Source organism: Muricauda sp. SCSIO 64092 (assembly GCF_023016285.1).
In the GTDB taxonomy this organism is placed as follows: Bacteria; Bacteroidota; Bacteroidia; order Flavobacteriales; family Flavobacteriaceae; genus Croceivirga.
Map to the genome: position 1 here is coordinate 1,627,794 of NZ_CP095413.1, position 20,265 is coordinate 1,648,058.

Genomic DNA, 20,265 nt, shown 5'->3' on the forward strand with positions numbered 1-20,265 from the left:
AGGGGTTGGGCACTGATTTTTGGATGTTTTTCTCAGTATGTCAATATTTCATATTAATTAATATTCAAAAGTTAAAAACAGCATTATGAAAAAACAATTACAATTAATAGCATGCACCGTTTGTATGGTGCTAATGGGCCTTAAGAGCTATGGACAGACATTTACAGTTGAAGACATCACATATCAAGTAATTGGTCCCAACACGGTCGCCATAACGGGCAATACAAATACGGGAGACCTTATCATTCCCGGGAACGTAACCAATGGAGGGGATACCTTTACCGTTACCAGTATCGGGCCTGGTACTTTTGTGGCAAACGACTTGACCAAAGTGACCATTCCCGAAAGCATTACCAGTATCGGTGCCAATGCGTTTACCGACAACCCGGGCCTTTTAGAAGTGGTGGCAAAGGGCGCCAATCCTCCCCCATCCCTTGATCCAAGTGCATTTGGTGACAGAAGCGAAATAGCCCTGATAGTTCCCAAAGGTAGCATAACTGCTTATGAAGGTATTTTTGGATGGACAGGTTTCAAATCCATCACGGAAGAAGAAATCGCCGGGGCCGATGATTTCGAACATGAAGTAATAGCTGGTACCAACACGGTAAGGATTACGGGTTATAAGGGGACAGCTACCAGTGTAAACATCCCCGAAACCATAACCAAAGGGGGTATTCAATATAAGGTTACCCATATCGGGGCTGGGGCTTTTAAAGACAATGCCTTGACCAGTGTGACCCTACCGAACAGTTTGACCCACATCGAAGCAGAGGCTTTTAGGGACAGCGGATTATCTGGACATCTTGAAATTCCCGATGGTGTGGAAAGTATCGGGAATGACGCCTTTAATTCAAGAAAGAACGGCGCCTATTTGGACAGTGTGACCCTACCGAACAGTGTGACCCGTATTGGGCAGCGGGCTTTTGCAGGCCACCTGCTGAAAAGTGTGAACATACCGGACAAATTACAGGTCCTTGAGGGAGGTGTTTTTGCTAACAATAACTTGAACCAGGTGACCATTCCCGAAAGCGTTACCGAAATACAGGGAAGTGCTTTTAATCGCAACGCCTTGGCCAGTGTGACCATACCAAGTAGTGTGATCAAAATTGGGCCAACCGCTTTCGCGAATAACAACAATTTGACGATAGTAGGGGTAGAGAGCTCTGATCCCCCAACTCTAGATGGTACTCGTGTCTTTGAACAGAAAGATGACAAACACTTTGGCAAAATAACTGTAATCGTTCCCAGGGGTGCCAGAAATAATTATAAAAACGCAGACTCTTGGAATTTGCATAACATTAGAGAAGAACTGACCGTTAACGACTTCTTTACCTATCCGCATGTTTCCTTTGCGAAAGATGGTATGCATTATCAAGTAACCCAGGACCTTGACACCACACAGACCCCCCCTCTGCCCAGAACAGTGAAGTTGATCGGAAGAAGTACCATCGGCCCGCTCGATGTGGTCATACCTGATAGGGTGTTTCATGGGGTGCCCTATACTGTTACCGCTATTGGGGACAATGCTTTTTTAGGCAACGGATTGACCAGTGTGGAGATTCCCGAAAGCGTTACCAGTATTGGTGAAAGTGCTTTTGAGGGCAACCAATTGGGCGAGATCATCATACCAAAGGATATGGAAAAGATCGGAACAAATGCTTTTAAGAACAGCGGATTAACTGGACATCTTGAAATTCCCAACAGTGTTACCGATATTGGGTTTGGTGCTTTTTCCTTGAACGAATTGACCGGTGTGACCATATCAAACAATCTGGAAACTCTTAAGATCGGTGTTTTTTATGGGAATAAATTGGAGAGTGTGACCATTCCCGAAAACGTAGCGATTATCGAGAAAAGCGTTTTTGGCAACAACGAAAAGCTTTCCAGAGTTGTGATGGAGAATGCCCATCCCCCAGAACTCGCTAATGAAGCCTTTATTATTGTACACTTTCCAGAAGATGATTTACCCGACGGCGATCATCGCCACAACGTAGATGTGATCGTTCCCAGAGGCACCAATCCCGGTGAGAACAAATACCGCTATTTACACCCCGGTAATGATTGGGGAGGTTTTAAATCCATCACGGAAGTAGGAGAAATTGGCGAGGAATTTACAGTCAATGGTATCACATATCAAGTAGCGGAATTCAATCCCAACACGGTCATCATAACGGACAACACAACAACAGGAGACCTTACCATACCCGAGAGCGTAACCAAACCCATTGAACCCAATGAGGGCCTTGACTTTAGGGTTGCCGGTATCGGGGCCGGTGCTTTTCAGAACAGCCAATTGACCCGTGTGATCATTCCCGAAGGCGTTACCCGTATCGGCGCCAATGCTTTTTCGGGCAACCCAAACCTTACCAAAGTGGAATTAAAGCGCGCCGATCCCACAATGATCGAAGAAAGCACCTTTGCAAACCGTGACCAAATAGATGTGATCGTTGGCGCGGGTGGATTCGATAATTATGTACCGGCCTGGGACGACTTTAAATTTAAATCCATCAAAGCAAAAGTAGCTATTGGGGAAACCTTTACCGTTGAACGTGACGCCAACACCGCCGTTATCAAATATGAAGTAACCGCATTCGGCCCCACCAACACGGTTACCGTAATAAATAATGAAGACGACGATCGTATTCTTTTGGAAATATTCGACCCCGTGGAATATGTGGGGCACGGGTTCAAGGTCACCAAGATTGGCGGGGACGCCTTTATTGGACGAAACCTGACCGGCGCCCTTACCATACCGGACGGTGTGGAAAGTATCGGGGACTTTGCCTTTGCGGATAACCGCTTGGAGGATATTGCCATTCCCGAAAGCGTTACCCGTATCGGGGCCAGTGCCTTTGCTGACAACCAATTGACCGGTGTGACCGTTCCCGAAAATGTTACCGATATCGGCAATGGTGCTTTTCGTTACAACGAATTGACCAGCGTGGCGATTGGTCGGAACGTTACCGATATCGGGGATGGTGCCTTTCAGGGCAACCTGTTGACCAGTGTGATCATTCCCGAAAACGTTACCGGTATCGGTGCCAATGCCTTTACCGACAACCCGGACCTTGCCACGGTGGTATCAATGCCCTTCGTCCCCCCATCGATCGAAGAAAACACCTTTACAAATGCAGACCGTGGACAAATAGATCTGATCGTTCCCATGGGTGTTCCTGCCGGAAGGATCAGGGCCAACTACGAGGATGCCGGGTGGACAGGGTTCAGGTCCATCAGGGAAGGGATTGGCGTTTCCATAGACGCACCGACGGAACCGGTTGATCTATCCGCCTTTACGGTCACCATTCGGTTCGATCTGGATGTGACGGGTTTTACCATCGACGATATTGATCTGGGCAATGCCGTGGCAAACCATTTTACGGGAAGCGGTTCCCTATATACCGTGGAAATCACCCCGACATCCTGTAACAGTGCCGTTACCATTGATCTCCCTGCCAATGCAGTGGACATGCCCAATTCCACCAATCTGCCGGCAAGCGCAAGGGTGGCCGTGGAAGCGGATCCGAACAGTTTTGTGGTCATTGCCCGGGACATTGCCGTGCAGTTGAATGCCAACGGAAGGGCCACCATCTCGCCAGATGATGTGGACAATGGATCCTATAGCTGTGACGGTAGCACCTTCGAACTTGGCCTGGACATAGATACCCTTAGCTGTGACGATGTGGGCACCCCTGTGATGGTCACCCTTACCGCTGCCCTGGGCGACCGAACGGCCACGGCCACCGCCATGGTGACCGTGTTCGGCAATTGTGGGCCCGGTTCTGATTCGTCCCTTGCGGATTTCAACAGGGGGTTTTCCCCCAACGGCGATGGCATTGGCGATACCTTGGTGATTCACGGCCTTGAAAGGTATGGGAACAACGTGGTGAGGATATACGACCTGAGCCAGCGCCTGCTGTTCAGTGCCCATTATGGCGGACCCGGCGATGCCTGGGACGGCACCGATGAACGCGGGCTGGTGCCCGTTGGCAACTATGTATGTGTGATCGACTACAACGAATCGGGGCTGGGCCACGAGGCAAAAATGATCTATATCAATTACTGATTATTCCGCTTCTGAAATGGTTGGGGGGAGTTGCTCCCCCCAACCATATAAAACCAAATACACAATCATAAACAACAAGAACCAAAATGAACGAAAACAACAGAATCAGTAAGGTACTTACCAGTAAAGAGATCACCAGTGTACAACAATGTCTTACCACCTTAAAGAGTGAATTGGGATTTTTACAGAACTTGACCCCCAACGAACGTAAAAACCTGCCCAAGATCAACAGCGCCAACAAAATCTTTGCAGAGGACAGTATCCATATCCTGGAGGGCAAGCCCCAATGGGTCCCGGGTGCTTTAACGGCAGAAGAGGCCCGCAAAGACCTTACCCTGTTCGAGCAATTGGATCCCATCATCCTGGAGCTGGAAGGGCTGTTGCGCCAGTTAAAGGACACCCAGACCATTGTGGGCAGCGAAGTGTACCGGGTGGCACTGTCGGTCTATAGCCTTGCCGATGCCGCCCGTAAAATGCCGATGGAAGGCGCCCAAAGCGCCCACGAACTCCTAAAGGCCAGATTTACCCAAAGCATGAACACCAGGGCCGATACCGCAGAAGATACTGTTGAATAGCAACAGATTGGCAAAAAAGGTGGGCGTATTGTCAAAAAAAATGGCCTGGGGCACAAAAATACTCGGATAGCCTACCAAAAAGGCGGGACAGGGTGCCAATCTATCCGGCGCACCTACTACCACAAGTGGCTGGACTGACAAATCTACTGGGACCTTGCCCCAATGAAGTACCCCTCCCCTCTTAGGCAAGTACCCTAGCTGACAAAGCTACAGGAGGCTTTAACAATTGAAGTACCCCCGGGTACTTGTACAAGTGGGAGGGGGTACTTATATAAGTGGGGGGCATACCATTTGACAGGATTGGGGAATGGGTTATTGATACTAAAATACCAAATCCTCCTAAAAAGACCATTAAAATGTATTCATGTGCGTAAGGACTGTAAAAACTTGGCTCTTTTTTACAAGCACGAAAACTCGGCTTTTCTGTAAAAAGTAAGGAAATTTAATTTGCAACAGGCTATAATTTTATGTGGTTTTGGCAACCACTTTTTATTTTATGAGCCGATTAGAGTTCTTATTCGGCTCAAAAACAATAAAAATATGAGTTGATTATTGGATCTATTTAGCTCATCTTACTTTTTATTTCTAATTTCCCGAGTAAAAGAGCTATAACCTTTCTAAGTTTTCAATTTTGTACTTTCCAAATTGACAGTGGTAACTTGGTGCAATATAACATTTGTACATTCCATGAGGTTTTGGTCGAAAATAACAATGTTTTTTCCCGATGGATGTAAGGAACTTGAAAACCGAATTCCACTGGCCCCAGTATAAGTACGGATAAATTCACAAATAAATTGCGTTGGGATGTATTCAATTTCCGAATCATATCGCCGCATAGGCTTGGATAGGTCTTGACTAATTTTGTCTCTGAGCAATTTGGACATTATAGTTTCGCGCACTAATTCTGGCTGGAACAAAGGGGTATCCTCTGTAAAGTCCACAATGATCACCCCGTCAGGCAGCTGCTTTAATTGAAAAGTAGCAATACTTAACTCATCCAAATAGGAAGCCCGCACTTCATATAATACTGTTTCCATATTATCACATAAGTAGAGATATGGGATTCCCGAAGGATTAGCACGACCACCTTTCGCAATATCGGGAGGAGGACAGAACATTTCGGTTGGACTCAAGGCTGGGTTCCCACTTTTATGATGAACTCTAGCCCGGAACAATTCCGTGGAAGAGGTCAAGCGGTATTGGGTGTTAAAGAAACCATCCCAACCTAACTCAAGTAATTGGTCCAAATTTGAAAGAAAACGATTGGACCATTTTAGTTCTTCCTTAAGCGTTTCCCAATAGCTGTAATTATCCCTGATTTCTTGAATATAGTCTACTGAACTATTGGCATTCGATATAGCTGTTTTAAGCTTCGGCATGAGGTGATTCAGAATTTTTTCCGCAACTTGATGGTTTGCAAAAAAACTCCAATTACCCTGAATTTTGTTTTTTAGGCTTTCCCCGGTTCCAACAACCTCAAAGTTGTCTGCCAGTTCCTGGAAAAAATCAAGAAGTTCCGTCACGTCCATGATTGGATTGGCTGTTGAAGAACATGTCGGGCAGTCTCCGATCTTTTTTGAAGAGGATATAAAAGCTTTCAACTCTTGATCGGCAAAGCAATTAGCACAGATAATCATAGCATCAGCGGTTGCTTAAGTACTCTTGAACGACTAACAGATGGTTTTTTATACTTATTTTCTTAACTGTGCCTAGACCAGGATAATGTTGTCGTTCAAAGTAATCTTCTAACTCGATAATCGCAGCATTATGCAATTGCCTGTGACGGCAAAATGTTACGGCTTTGGCAGCCGCCTCTGCAAATTTACCTTGGACATTGGCTATGGAATCGTTAGTGTCAGAAGTGAAATGACGAATCCAGATTTGATTATCCCCATTGGGATAAGTAAGGTGAATGACCACTGCTCTTGGGGTACTGCCACTATCGCTATAATAACTCGGCAATGCGGTGTAATCTGAGAAGCCGGCAAAACCTTCATCTGCATAGTGCAAGTGTTCTTCTGAAAAACGATGCTCCTGAATATCCAAAAAGTCGCTGTTGCGTATTTGTCTTTCGAAGAGGTCATCTAACCTGATAAAGTTTTTACCCAAACCTCGAATATATCTACTCAATGCTCTGTTCCTCCCAGGGTCTTCGACCACGATATATTGAATGGCTTCTAAATTGGTCAAACCTCTAAAATCCGCATCATCTGGATTTACATCGTTTGGGCAGATAAGCATACATTCTCCCAAATTAAATGTGGTAATAGCCTCACTAATATATGGGGCATTATTCTGAAAATGGAAAGCTCTGCGGATAGGATAAGGATTATCCTGCAGATAATTTAAATAAACATCATGGTCACCACGCAGTTCCCCGACAAGGGGATTTACAATTAAAAAGGCCTCCTGACTGGTACTCCTAAAAACATTTAAGGCCAGATTCAAATTATTGAATGACTCCTTAACGGGCTCCAAGATAGGTGCTATAGTACCTTGGGAGATTGTGGCATTGGCCAAATCTCTGAGTGCAATGAGTTCAAATTGTCTACCACGTAGTAAAGGATAATACATAATTAATTCTGGATAGGTGATTTGAGTTGGCTGATAAGATTTTTTCTTTCTCTAGGAGATAACTTCATGGCTAAGCTCATCTGATTGAACTCACGGTAACTTCTTTTTGAAAGGGTATTACCTCGTTGACGCGCTTTCATAAAGTTGATAAAATAGGAATTCAATTGGGCATTGGGAATCTCGAATATCAACTCCCTACAGACCTCAAATTGTTTGAAACTCGTCATTGGGGGAAGAGACCCATAGTGCTCTTTGACCAAGGCCTTATACTCATGTGTATGTAATATTTTCATAATAGTATCCTTGTCCACGACTTTATTGGCCATAGATTTACGGTGTATCTGAAACTTCTCATCGGCATCCTGGATAAATACAATTATACCGATTTCTTTATCATATTGTTGATACAGGTTAACCTTTGACTTAGGAAGAATCAAGTAGATTTCGTTAAAAGCTTTACGATAGTTTTCTAATTGAAAATCCAGTCGTTTAGGAGAATCCATTTCTGTCTTGATTTCAAAAGCCTTTGATGTTCCGTTGAACATTACTAGATCCGCTATTGCATCGCCTACTCTAAATTCAGAGAATACCTGGGAGTAGTTATGCCCAATTTCTTTAATTAACCATTCATTTAGAAATGAATTTTTGAATACATACTCATTTTGATATCTTGATTCCAAAATCTTGTAAACATATTTGACATAATCCAGATAGGTCGCCCGACTAGAATTAAGCCACTTCCTATCATATCTTTCTATCTTAAGGTCAATTGATTGAAAATCATTCTTCATCCAAGAACTGACAACATTTCGAGAAAAAAGTGAGGAATAATCTCTTAGCTGATTTATACTTATGTCAGTTTTCTTAGGCATGGTACAAAGCTAAATCAAATAATCTTATCCCAGTGGTTAGAGAAAAATAATGATTTCGGCAATGAGAAATGAATATCTCCTAAGGTAAATGTTAAACTATGTTAAAAGGTGAGCCGCGCGGTGAGCCCAAAAAACGACCCTTTGCAGGCCCACCCCTTGGGCCGACACCGAGCCAGAGGTGAGGTGGCAATCCCGTCCAGACCGCAACGAGGCAAAACCCTTCACGTAAGTGAGGGGTTTTTTTATTTCTCCGCACGTTTCTTTTTAATTGCGTTTATTGCTTTCGTTAAAGCAGCGTTGAATGGTGTCGATCGGTTCACCATTAGGAAATGATCGCCTCCTTCTACCACAATAGCCTCAAAAGACTCCATATGTCGACGATTGGCTTCAACATCGATTGGCCACAGATCTCCGTTTACCGCCATGATGGGAATAGGTATTTCCTCAAAGAGTTCTGCTGCACTTCCGTCAATACTATGCGACATGAGTTCTTCCATGGCGCTCAAAGCCACATGGGGCGGAGCAGCCGACATATCCGCCAGGATCCACTCCCGTGAGATGGTATCGGCATTCGGGTGGAACATCTGCTGCACAAATTGCCGCGCTCCGGATTGGAAATCGTTTCGCAAAGGAGTGACCATTGCGTCAAACTCTTCTTGACTCAACGGGTATTCAATATTGTGGTAGTCATCCACGGCTATAAGACCTTTGACCTTTTGAGGTAGTAAGAGGGCTGCCTGTGCGATAACCGTCCCTCCCATGGAGTGGCCTATAAGGATGACGTTGTTGCTTCCCGTTTTCTCCACAACTGCCCGAACATCTTCTCCAAAAGCTTCCATCGAATAGGTTTCTCGGATTGTGCCGGAATGTCCATGCCCAGCGAGGTCAACCAAAACAACTTTGTACTTTTTGGAGAAAGTGGGCACTTGCTTTTGCCAATATCGTGAATCACAACTCCAGCCATGAACAAAAACCAGTGATAAATCACCTTCACCATATATCTCATACGAAATTGTGGTTCCATCGGCCGAAGTGGTTGTTTGGGGCCAATTGGTTTGAACCTGGGCTATGCTCACATGGGATAACAGAAAAGTTATCGTCAAAAACACGATGGATGAAAATCGAATTCCATGCCAAGAATCAATACGTATCGCTGTCTTCTTCATTGTGTATTACTTTAATCAATGGGTTTGTAGTTTTTAGACACTATCCTGCGATTGAGGATTTCCAGTATTCTACGTAATCGTATCTATTGACGCCGTCCCTACTTCGATACCTAGCCTTTGCACATCATCAAAAAACCGGTTGGGTTCAACCGCCCAAGCCTGTAAATGTAAGCCTGGTTCAATGTATCCTGACAAGCATTGTTGTAAACAGGCAACAACAGGAACAACCGTAATTTCATAGCCGTCCTCATGATGGACCTTTACTTGTAATGCCCCTCCTGTTCCCTCACAATCAGCAATCAGCATTACGCCATAGGGTGGTCTGCTTTTTTTTAAACCCCATTCAAAGAGCCTTCCTAGAGGTCCATACATAAAAGTAGGAAGTATTTTTACCCCGAGCATCAGAATCGGCAATAAGAAATTATCCATTAGTGGATTAAACCCCGAAATAAAAAAACCTGTTTCCTCGATTTCCGGGATTTTGTCGGGTACGCATCGAATTTCTTCCATCATCAATGGTGTGCAGGATAATTCATGATAAGGCGCTTTAAAATCCCATTTCGGTATTTTGCTCCAATTCACTTTTTTCCATGCCCTTGCCTGATAGTACGAACTGTCGAAAGACTTTAACTCTTCCAGCATTTCAAGATGGGTACTCTTGGTGTATTGATATAAACTCCAATCCATTTTGAGCGCGGCGTAAATATTGGCCTTGGTCAAAGCGCCCAATTGCTGTTTTGCCCAAGTAATCATTGCCCCGGGAATCCCTGGGTGATATCCGCCATCCGTAATAAAAATGAGTCCCTTTTTTTCAATATCTTCTTTGTAAGATTCAAGAATGCTTATTTTATCGTCAGATGAGAGTTGCGTATCAAAATAATGGGTATTGGTCTCAATAGCCGCTTCAACAACATTTCGCGTGTACTTTAAAGAACTTGCTGCAACGATGACCATATCCATCCCAGAAAACGCTTTCAATAGGGTTGACTTGTCGGCAGCATCCAATGCTTTGTAACCAACCTTGTGTCCAATAAACTGTTTTTCAAACGCTTCGGCTGTTGTTTTGGCCCTTTCAATATTTCGGCCGGCCAGTGTTATCTGAAATTCAGGAATGTGTGTTAAAAGGCGGCTCGTCAGTAGCTTACCTACATTCCCGTAACCACCTATGATGAGTAACTTTTTCATATGTATTCTTATTTGTGGTTTTTACCAGTCCAAACGTGACGCCGTCTGTAAAATTCTCCAACCCCCACAAGTTGTGCTGTTTGAAAAAAGGACAAACCCATTTCCCTTTCCGGTTGGATTTGCACTATAAAAGGCGGTTTCAATTCTGTTGTCAAAAGGTAACCATAATTTGCCCTATTTAAAATCCGTAGTGTCCCTATCAATTTCATTTATTTCCCCGTAGATATTAAGGGTGTCTCTGGTAGTACTATCCATTTCATAGGTAGGAATGGAATCGTAGGTAATGTTGATTTTGTAACGATGTTCAACCAGGGGAAACTGGGAAAGGAAAAAAGTATTGTTGCGTGATTTTGTTGCTAAGTGTTTGTTGGCAAATGGTTTTTCCGCCACTTTGACAATCATTTATAGATCCTATTAAGGTTATAGGGTTGCCATTGACATACTACTGGAGTTGGCTTCCAAAGGATTTTCCTCTTTTCCGCACGAAATAGCTTAAAAAGAGAAGAAAACCAAGATGTTTCGATAGGTGATAAGATTTGTAAACATAATTGATGAACGACCAAAAATTCGCCTCATTGTTAATAGGAAACCAGGAGCGTGTTGTTAGAGGAAAAAAGCATGGGAATGCAACAAATGTTTTATATGTAGAAGGGCTTAAACCGATCAAAAACGGAGTAAAAAACAATGTTGTACAACATGTTTATATAGATGTAAAATACCTCTTTACGACCGCTTTGTTATAATTTGACAACCTTTATTTGAACTTTCTTTAAGCGACATCTACTCGATATAATTAAATTTTCGCGCGATTAGGTCTATTAGCAATATCAGGCCAACAGGAATGATACCCCATATAAAAAGGTAAAAACTTATGTACAAGACTTTGACATTCCAAATGCATAGAAACACTGAGATTGCAAAAGCTGCCAAGAGTACCCAAAACAGTTGTTTCAAAAGCCTTCTTATGATTGGAAAAAATGGTCGCAACTTAATCGTTTATTTGAACTTTTTGTTTTCCCTTTCCTGCAGTTGCTTCCATCTCTTATTGGCCCTTTCGCGCTTTTTTCGATCTGAAATTATATTGGATATCGCATTTATAAGAGCGGGAACAAAAAGTAATATTAATATCCAGAATAACACTTACGGAATCGTTTTTCAACTAGTAATGGTTGTAATTTAAAACCAACCATCGATAAAGATTACAATTAAAAATAAAATTATCCCAAATAGCATATTATATGGATGTACAAATATTTTTAGCATTTCATCCTTGGACCATAGGTCTTTGTGACTTTTGGTGCCTTTAATTTGAAACAATGCGATAATATTAAAACCAACAAATCTGATTATTGCAATAGGTAGACCAAGAACGGAATACAATAGTACCAAATAGATGTTATCAAAGTTGGTCATCCTTTTATTGAACTTTTATCGAACTATTCCACAATTTTAGAATGCTGTCGCAAATCGTAAAAATACTAGAATCATTCGTCCACCCAGAAACAATTATGATACTACTTTTGAAGATACAGATTTACATCGCTTTTTTTAACCTTCAAAGTCCAACTGACCCCATCTAAATGGTACTCTCCAGATACTACTGGAATATCCAAAAACCATATCGGTCAAGTTGCAAATACCTCCCTATGCCAACAAAAATCAGTCTTCCAGAACAGTATAGTCCTGGGCCTGCTTCTTAATGGGAACCTAGACCCTATTGCCAAGAACCCTTAACCTATAGTCAATTCGCATGATTTGTATTTACACGTTCAACATTAGCCATTTGCGAAAATCGGCTACTGTATAAAAGATTTCGTCAGGGTTGAGTATCTCCAGTTTTTCGACATCCGTTGTTTCGGCCCAAGCTGCCCCTATTACTGGTATTTCCACTTCTCTACAATCCAAAATATCGTTTGGTGAATCCCCAACATAAACCATTTCCTGTTTGTGTATGTCCACAAATTCATTTATAATGTTTCCAATACCTTCCGGTTTCCTCGGTCCAGTAGATTTCCCGGTTTCAATGATTTCAAAATAACTGTCCAGATCGAATTTTTTTAAAGAGATTCTTGTGCTGTGTTTTCCCTTTCCGGTAACCATGGCCAGTCTTACATTCTTGTGTTGGAGGAAATCCAATATATTTCTTATTCCATCAAATGGGGCGGGGCACATTTCATGAAACTTTTCGTAAAATAGTAGATAGTCCTTTATCCCTTTTTCATAATGGTTTGGAGCCAATGCCAATATGGTTCCTTCTTCGGATGGACCAAATGTGGCGATGATTTCAGAATCGGTCACCTTTCTATCTATCAGGGGTTCAATAGCGTTTCTAAACGCTTTAACACATAGAGGTAGGGTATTCCCAATAGTTCCATCCAAGTCAAAGATTACAGCTTTTATTTTTTTCATATATCAATTAGGTGTGTCTTAGTTCATTTTTGTTTAAAACGCCCGGCTTTTACAGTAAATTATTGGGAATAATGCTTGTGGGAGTTGCCTTTGACTATGTACACAACTACACAAAGAGCTGTTTGCAGAACGATGGCCAAGGCATTTGTCAGCCATAAGGCTTTGGTTGCAAATCGAATACCATATAACAACCAAAAAGTATATATCAACAACCACCCTATCAAAAAAGTGGTCGATAGGCTACTACGTTCATTTGATCTGTATTCTTTGATGATTTGAACGAGTACGACAAAGCAGGCGAAGAAACCTGCGACCAAACCGACAAGTTCAAATAAAGAGGCGGGTATTGACATAAAATAATCCATTACCGGACATTTTTTATGATGCCAATTACGACAAATAAATGAACAAATCCTTTCATCTATCTTAAAATCATATCGCTGCCCTTAAACTGCTCAAATGTTGTTGTGTCATTCCTAAATAAGATACGATAAGTCCCAAATTTATCCTATTGATCAGATCAGGGGATTCTTTACAAAACTTTTCATACCGTTCCTTCGCGGAAAGTGTGAACCTGTCGATATGTAATGCTTGCATTTTCAGCAATACTTCTTGGTGAAGGCATCTGGACCAATTTGCAATCTCTATATTGGATTCATAAAGCGTATTCATTTTATCTATAGAAATTGAATATATATGCGAATGCTCCAAAATTTCGATATATTCAAATCCCGGGCTTCCATAGTACAAAGCGTTGGACGAAAAAACGACATCACCTTCTTTGGTAAACCAGTTTGTAATTTCTTTTCCCTTTATAAGGAGATAAGAGCGGGCAATCCCCTTTTCTATGAAATAAACCGAATTATCCCTTACACCGGGTCTGGTAAGTACATGATGCTTCCGAAAATGGTGTTCAACCAAATTGCCTGCGAACAGATTGATGGAATTATCGGATATTGGATAAATCTGTTTTGCCCGGATAATAATATTTTTTATATCCCCTAGATTCATCGGCTTTAAAAAATTCGAATGTTCGTTACCAAGTTAAGCTTTTGTTTTATTAGCATATGGAACTATTTAATCGTCATTTTATGGGCGCAAGGCGCATAATTAATTTCCAACTTATTGATGTGTTCCATTCTCGGTCTCCTTTACGAATTTCGTTACTAAACCATTTTCAATAAATCCCTATTGGAATTGAAGGGGATATCCAGAATCTACATTGATAAGAAGTTATTTTAAAAGGAAAGTCAATAGAGTGGATGTAAAAGTTTGCGATTAAAGTGCTTCCAGAATTTTTAGGTTCTCAAGGATGCGTTGGGATAAAATTCCATTGAATTTTATGTCATAATAGTCCGTGCAGAAGGAAAAGGTACTCAAAAACTCCAAATTGTCTTCATACCATTTTTGCTCGGTCAATGTTGTTTTGTTAAGAAATTCCACTTCCCTTTTTAAGCTTTTGTTCAAATCCCAGTACGTGACATCTGTAATATGTGAGAAATCGGCATCTCTTATGATGGCTTCTACTTGATTTCCAGGACTACTGTTCATTTGAGTTGCCATTATGCACTGGCTACATTTTTTTATGAAACCGTAGGAAATCTTGCGTTCTTTTAGAAACGCTTCAAGGATGTTTTGACTGGTTACCTCATGCCCGTTTGGTTCCACAATATGACCTACATCATGAAACCAAGCACTTATGGTCAAAACCGTTTTCTCTATTTCGGAAAGACCATAATAGTTGGCCATGGATTTTGAAGCTTTTACAACGCTTTTGGCATGGTTTAAATTATGAAATTCAATCCCTGGGCTCAAATTCCGATAAAGTAAATCGGAAACATACCTTTTCGAGTCTAAAATGATTGTTTTATACTTCATGAGTTATAGATAAAAGTATCTTGATTCTACTTTTAAACTCTTTAAAACCCGACAATACTTGATTTTTGTTGACAAAACTTGAAAATCCGACATTGCCGTAAAAATCAATCCTAAGATAGTATCCCCGAGTTTAATGTATTGCTGTTCTTCTGATTAGCCCATTAGTGGTCTTAAATTTTATAGTGTTAAATGGGAGGATTCCGATTATTCGGATTCACTCAAGTTACAATTGTAGCTGATTGGGTTCCACAAAGCTTCCATCCATAAAATTAACAAATAAAACAATTGTCAATCATATAATCTAATCAAATGATTGGATATATTTGTTATATGGATGGTACCGGATGGGATGATAAGTGAAAAAACTACAAGATGAATATAAACGTTCATGAAAAAGCGGTCAAATGAAAAATAAAAAGAATATGCAATGGGAAGAAAAGCTAAGTAAAGCCTTTGGTCTTAATGAATCCAAATGGGTTAACCATGCCAATCCGTGGAGTGTCTATACCAGATTTTTTATTCCCGTGCTACTTGTTTTGGTAATTTGGTCAAGGGTTTGGCTAGGTATCTTTTGCCTAATCCCAATTGGGGTCGTTATTGTATGGAACTTTATTAATCCACTGATTTTTCCACACCCAAAATCTACCAAGAACTGGGCAAGCAAGTGTACGTTCGGCGAGAGAATATGGATAAAAAGGAAGGAATATGCCATTCCAAAAAGACATGTCAAGTTCCCCAATTGGCTTATGGTATTCTCAGCATTCAGTCTGCCGTTTCTGGTGCACGGGCTTTACCATTTGGACATTTGGACCACGATAGCCGGTCTTTTGATTATGGCCGCTGGGAAAGCTTGGTTTTTGGACCGTATGGTCTGGCTATATGAAGACATGAAAGAAGGAAGCGAGGAATTCGCTAAATGGGAATACCCCCAACAAACATGACCGTTTCGAGTTGGGGAACGGCAATTGATGTCGTAAGAAATCGAATGTACGCTGAAAGCACTATAATTATGAACAATGTTGAGCTCTTGCAACAGATAGCGGGAATAGCTTAACCTTATATCTGTGGGTAGGCACCAAAAAAATGACATGACATAGTCTATAAGTAATAGTGTCCTATGGATTACCCTGGTTCGTGGAAACAACCTTGTGATCGATCTTGAAGAGGAAAGATAATTGTAAGGAAAATAAACTGTAAAATACTGAAGTTATGAAAGTTTTAGTCCCTTTTGATTTTTCAGAAGAATCAACAAATGCATTAAGGCTTGGCAAAGAATTGGCCGGTAAGTTGGGGGTGGATTTAAAGGTGTTCCATTCACTTGGAATGCCTAACTTCCTGTACAGTGTATCGGAGAAAATGGATAGCCTGAAAGAGAGTCTTTTGACAGTTGCCGAATTGGAATTAAACAAAGTTTTGAACGAACTTTTTGATAATCCCAAAAATATTGAGGTTGAGATATGTGAAGGTTCCACATCGTCGAGAATTTTGAAAAATACCTATGACAAGGATGTTTTTTTAACCATTCTTGGCCGTAAAGACCAGGTTATTCCCAACAAAGTAGGATCCACAACCAGGGATGTTATCAGATATGCCAACGGTTCCGTAATTTCTATAAAAGAAAAGTTGGCAGTGAAGTCGATCAAGAACATCTTGGTTGTAACGGACTTTTCGTCAACCCCAATAAATGCCATGTATGCTGTCAAGAAAATCCAAAAAATCAATAATGCACAATTAAAACTTCTTAATGTAAATACCATGGAGGATTGGTCATCCACCAAAGAGGTAATAGTAAAGATGAAGGAGTTTTGCAAAATACATAGCTTAACTAACGTTGATTTGCAGGTTATAAATGACAATACTTTCGAACAAGGGGTCCTGAACGAGCTCAAAGCAAATTCTTACAATTTAATGGCCATAAGGATAGTCCGACCGGAAAGCAATATCAACTTGCCGGAGGAACGTGTGGGCATTGAACGCTTAATGGACAACACCAATGTTCCTATAATGACTTATGCGCATCATAGTCCGTATTGATTGTTTTTACCGGCTCTAATTCCGGTTTGTACTAGAGCTCAAAATCCTCCTTTTAAAGAAAATTGCCCTAAGATTCCAAGTGTCGCTACCACGATTGTCCGTTGAAGGGGAAGTAGCATAATTTGAACTTTGCTTGGGATTGGTTTTGCTTTGGCCCAGGTTAATCCGGGATATTCCAGTTTCATCAAAATACCTCGTTGTCACTAGCTCTGGGGGCTTAGGTTTGCCCTAAATCCAAAGAATGAAAGGAATATGTTTGGCTGTATTGTTGACGCTCTGCCAGAGCATTCACGCCCAAAAAGAATATACCTTGAGTGGTTTCGTAAAAGACGCAGGGTCTGGGGAAGCATTGTACGGGGTAGATGTAATTGTGGGCCCCTCAAACGGAACGACCACCAATGAGTATGGGTTTTATTCCATAACCGTCCCTGTAGGAACTTATACATTAAGCATTGGATATTTGGGGTTCACCACGATTACCACGGAAATAAACCTTGACCAGGACATTAAGAGGGATTTTGAATTGACGGAGCAAACCAATGAATTGGATGAAGTGGTGGTAACCTTAAAGTCGTTAAAGCGAACTGCAGATGTACAATCCACGGAGATGAGCGTGGTGGCACTGAAGGCACAGACCATTCAAAAGCTTCCGGCAATTTTGGGCGAACCCGACGTACTCAAATCCATTCAGTTGCTCCCCGGTGTTTCCAGTGTAAACGAGGCTGCCAATGGATTTAACGTCAGGGGTGGCTCAGCAGATCAGAATCTTGTACTGCTTGATGAGGGAATCATTTACAACGCATCTCACTTGTTCGGTTTTTTCTCGGTTTTTAACACCAATGCCGTTTCAGATGTCAAACTGTATAAAGGCGGCATTCCATCATTGTATGGCGGTAGGTTGTCCTCTGTTTTGGATATTAAACAACGAGAAGGCAACAGTAAAGAGTTTAAAGGATTGGCCGGTATTGGCCTAATTTCAGGTAATGTCTTGGTCGAAGGTCCCATTAATAAGAAAGGGCGCGATAAAGGCAAGGGGTCCTATATGGTTGCTGGGAGACGTTCATGGCTGGATTTGTTCACATTTCTATCGAGTGAGTTCAACGATACCAAGCTCTTTTTCTATGACCTTAACTTAAAGGCTAATTATTCACTTAATGAGAACAATCGCCTATATCTTTCCGGATATTTTGGCAGGGACAACTTTGAGATAGACGAACTTTTGGGCACTATTTGGGGCAATGCATCGGGAACGTTGCGATGGACCAGTCTTTTTAATGAAAAGCTTTTCTTTCAAACCTCCGCAGTTTACAGCAGCTACGACTACAATCTGGACAATCTAAGATCGGGGTCTGAGTTCCGCTGGCAATCCAACATTACCAATTTCAACCTAAAACCCAGGCTTACCTGGTATATTAACGGCAATAATACGTTAAGGCTTGGAGGGGAGGGTACTTATTATAATTTTAAGCCGGGGGAAATATCCCCCTTGAATGATTCTCCCATTAACCCGGAAACGTTCCGTGAGAAGTTTGCATTGGAATCGGGGGCCTATCTCGATTTTGAACAAAAGCTCTCGGAAAAGATTAGTTTACGTTACGGGGTACGATGGTCCAACTTTCAACGATTGGGTAGGGAGGAAATCAATCAATATGCCAATGGTGCTCCACTGACCTATAATCCTACATTTGACCAGTACGAACGAAATCAAGTCATTGGTAAGGAAGTATTCGGTTCCGGAGATGTCATAGAAAGCTATAACGGTCTGGAACCCAGATTTTCTGCCAGGTACCTTATCAATGATGGCAACTCCCTAAAGTTAAGTTATAATAGAATGTATCAATACTTGCATTTGATATCCAATACAACATCGGCTACCCCACTCGATGTCTGGGCACCCAGTGGTCCTTTTTTAAAGCCCCAATATTCCGATCAAGTGGCATTGGGCTACTTCAGGTCGTTCAAGGACAACGCTTATGACTTTAACCTAGAAGTGTATTACAAAGATTTGAACGATGTTACGGATTTTGTGGATGGGGCAGACCTGTTGTTCACGGAAACCATTGAAACTGAAACGGTCCAAGGAGAAGGCAGGGCCTATGGGATGGAATTTCAGCTTAACAAGAACAAGGGCAATCTTACGGGATGGTTAAGCTACACTTTGGCTCGCTCAGAATCAAGGATTTTGGGGATAAACAGAAATGAGTGGTATCCTACAAATAGCGACCAGACCCATGAAATAAACCTCGTAGGTCTTTATAGATGGAATGAGCGGTGGGATCTTAGTGCCAATTTTGTTTTTGGTTCAGGGAGGCCCGTGACCTATCCATCGGGACGCTATGAACAAAACGGGCTTGTGGTGGCCGATTATAGCGACAGGAACGGCAATAGGCTTCCCACCTATCATAGACTGGATGTTGGGGCAACCCTAAACCCTAAAAAGGGCAAAAAAGGAAAATGGATTTTTAGCATTGCCAATTTATACAACCGCCTTAACGCTTCGTCTATTTTTTTCAGGGAAGTTGGGGAAGTAAATGGTGTTGAGACAGCCACAGGACAGACCGAAGCCATAAAACTTTCCTTTTTTGGTATTGTACCAAGTGTCACCTATCAATTTAAATTTTAATTGCGATGAGAAGAAAAAATAGTATAAAGTGGGGCTCAGTGATTTTTGGAATCCTATGGGTGCCGATCGCTTGCGAAACCGATGTCACCAATGACCTGAACATTGCCGATTCCGAACCCAGGTTGGTGCTTCAGGGAGGAATTGAACGAAATCTGGTAAATCCGCTGCCCAAACAACAGGTAAGATTGACCACTACGGCAAATTTTCTCGATGATGTGGCTCAACCCATTGTTGAGGATGCCGTAGTGACCATCTTTGATGGTGTCCAGGATTATCCATGCCGCTATGCGGGAAACGGTGTTTATGAAACGGATGCTTTGGTGCCCTCGGTGAACACGGAGTATACCATAACCATAAATTGGGAGGGTGACACCTATGTGGCCACAGACAATTTAAATCCGGTGCCCCGGTTCAACGACCTCTATTTTATCTTTGAGGAAGAGACGTTGTTCTCGGACGAGGGCTACTTTTTGCAGATCGATACACAAGACCCTCCCGGGATACCCAATTTTTACTACTACAGGGTAGCGCGAAATGGAGAATTTATTATAGTGCCCGATCCGGGAAATTCCACTGTACTGGTCGTTTCGGACGAGTTTTTTGATGGCCGGTTCCGTACAGGGGTAAATCCGAACGATGAAGTGAGCTTTGAGGTAGGAGATGTTGCCATTGCCCAGCAATTGGCCATTTCGGAAGTGTATCATGATTATCTTTTCCTACTTTTTGAACAGACCGGAAATGCTGGACTTTCCTTCGTGGGAAACCCTCCTCCGGCCTCTATTCGAGGCAATATCATTAACTTGACGGACAATACAAAACGGGCCCTGGGATTTTTCTATGCAGCGGAGGTAGAGGAAGGCTCATTGGTGATTACGGAGTAATTGCG

Annotated in this window: 16 protein-coding genes; 7 read left to right on the forward strand and 9 right to left on the reverse strand. The window is 42.1% G+C overall.

Annotation, left to right across the window (positions count from 1 at the left end):
- Nucleotides 1-85: 85 nt before the first annotated feature.
- The gene (locus L0P88_RS06820) at nucleotides 86-4,063 is read left to right on the forward strand and encodes a leucine-rich repeat protein (protein WP_247133852.1); all 3,978 of its coding nucleotides are present in this window, start codon (nucleotides 86-88) and stop codon (nucleotides 4,061-4,063) included.
- Nucleotides 4,064-4,149: 86 nt separating this feature from the next.
- Entirely contained in the window at nucleotides 4,150-4,638 is a 489-nt protein-coding gene (locus L0P88_RS06825) for a hypothetical protein (RefSeq protein ID WP_247133853.1), read from the forward strand.
- Between the two features lie 617 nt (nucleotides 4,639-5,255).
- Here the strand turns inward: L0P88_RS06825 and L0P88_RS06830 are convergent.
- The 6 genes from L0P88_RS06830 to L0P88_RS06855 form a co-directional block, all read right to left on the reverse strand.
- Nucleotides 5,256-6,167, reverse strand: coding sequence for an RES family NAD+ phosphorylase (locus L0P88_RS06830; protein WP_247133854.1), 912 nt, complete (start codon nucleotides 6,165-6,167; stop codon nucleotides 5,256-5,258).
- Between the two features lie 112 nt (nucleotides 6,168-6,279).
- Nucleotides 6,280-7,212, reverse strand: coding sequence for a sce7725 family protein (locus tag L0P88_RS06835; RefSeq protein WP_247133855.1), 933 nt, complete (start codon nucleotides 7,210-7,212; stop codon nucleotides 6,280-6,282).
- Between the two features lie 2 nt (nucleotides 7,213-7,214).
- Complete coding sequence (locus tag L0P88_RS06840; RefSeq protein ID WP_247133856.1) at nucleotides 7,215-8,084, reverse strand: sce7726 family protein; 870 nt, start codon at nucleotides 8,082-8,084, stop codon at nucleotides 7,215-7,217.
- 242 nt (nucleotides 8,085-8,326) lie between these two features.
- Entirely contained in the window at nucleotides 8,327-9,250 is a 924-nt protein-coding gene (locus tag L0P88_RS06845; RefSeq protein ID WP_247133857.1) for an alpha/beta fold hydrolase, read from the reverse strand.
- A gap of 69 nt (nucleotides 9,251-9,319) precedes the next feature.
- A complete protein-coding gene (locus tag L0P88_RS06850) occupies nucleotides 9,320-10,435 on the reverse strand; it encodes a saccharopine dehydrogenase NADP-binding domain-containing protein (RefSeq protein ID WP_247133858.1) in 1,116 nt (371 codons plus the stop codon).
- Nucleotides 10,436-10,609: 174 nt separating this feature from the next.
- Entirely contained in the window at nucleotides 10,610-10,837 is a 228-nt protein-coding gene (locus tag L0P88_RS06855) for a hypothetical protein (protein ID WP_247133859.1), read from the reverse strand.
- 149 nt (nucleotides 10,838-10,986) lie between these two features.
- Between L0P88_RS06855 and L0P88_RS06860 the strand changes: the two genes are divergently transcribed.
- Nucleotides 10,987-11,178 (forward strand): hypothetical protein, encoded by a 192-nt coding sequence (locus tag L0P88_RS06860; RefSeq protein ID WP_247133860.1) that lies wholly within the window; start codon nucleotides 10,987-10,989, stop codon nucleotides 11,176-11,178.
- Between the two features lie 1,018 nt (nucleotides 11,179-12,196).
- Here L0P88_RS06860 and L0P88_RS06865 read toward each other — a convergent pair.
- The 3 genes from L0P88_RS06865 to L0P88_RS06875 all read right to left on the reverse strand — a co-directional run bounded on the left by L0P88_RS06865 (nucleotide 12,197) and on the right by L0P88_RS06875 (nucleotide 14,722).
- Nucleotides 12,197-12,844, reverse strand: coding sequence for an HAD family hydrolase (locus L0P88_RS06865; RefSeq protein WP_247133861.1), 648 nt, complete (start codon nucleotides 12,842-12,844; stop codon nucleotides 12,197-12,199).
- Between the two features lie 432 nt (nucleotides 12,845-13,276).
- Nucleotides 13,277-13,855 (reverse strand): Crp/Fnr family transcriptional regulator, encoded by a 579-nt coding sequence (locus L0P88_RS06870; RefSeq protein WP_247133862.1) that lies wholly within the window; start codon nucleotides 13,853-13,855, stop codon nucleotides 13,277-13,279.
- Between the two features lie 267 nt (nucleotides 13,856-14,122).
- Nucleotides 14,123-14,722: an HD domain-containing protein gene (locus tag L0P88_RS06875; protein ID WP_281499719.1), complete on the reverse strand. Its 600-nt coding sequence runs from the start codon at nucleotides 14,720-14,722 to the stop codon at nucleotides 14,123-14,125.
- Nucleotides 14,723-15,126: 404 nt separating this feature from the next.
- Between L0P88_RS06875 and L0P88_RS06880 the strand changes: the two genes are divergently transcribed.
- From L0P88_RS06880 to L0P88_RS06895, 4 genes are all read left to right on the forward strand, one after another.
- Nucleotides 15,127-15,663 (forward strand): DUF6653 family protein, encoded by a 537-nt coding sequence (locus L0P88_RS06880; RefSeq protein WP_247133864.1) that lies wholly within the window; start codon nucleotides 15,127-15,129, stop codon nucleotides 15,661-15,663.
- A 268-nt stretch (nucleotides 15,664-15,931) separates the two neighbouring features.
- Nucleotides 15,932-16,756, forward strand: coding sequence for a universal stress protein (locus L0P88_RS06885; protein ID WP_247133865.1), 825 nt, complete (start codon nucleotides 15,932-15,934; stop codon nucleotides 16,754-16,756).
- 241 nt (nucleotides 16,757-16,997) lie between these two features.
- Complete coding sequence (locus L0P88_RS06890) at nucleotides 16,998-19,379, forward strand: TonB-dependent receptor (RefSeq protein WP_247133866.1); 2,382 nt, start codon at nucleotides 16,998-17,000, stop codon at nucleotides 19,377-19,379.
- 5 nt (nucleotides 19,380-19,384) lie between these two features.
- Nucleotides 19,385-20,260 (forward strand): DUF4249 domain-containing protein, encoded by an 876-nt coding sequence (locus tag L0P88_RS06895; protein WP_247133867.1) that lies wholly within the window; start codon nucleotides 19,385-19,387, stop codon nucleotides 20,258-20,260.
- Nucleotides 20,261-20,265 lie beyond the last annotated feature (5 nt).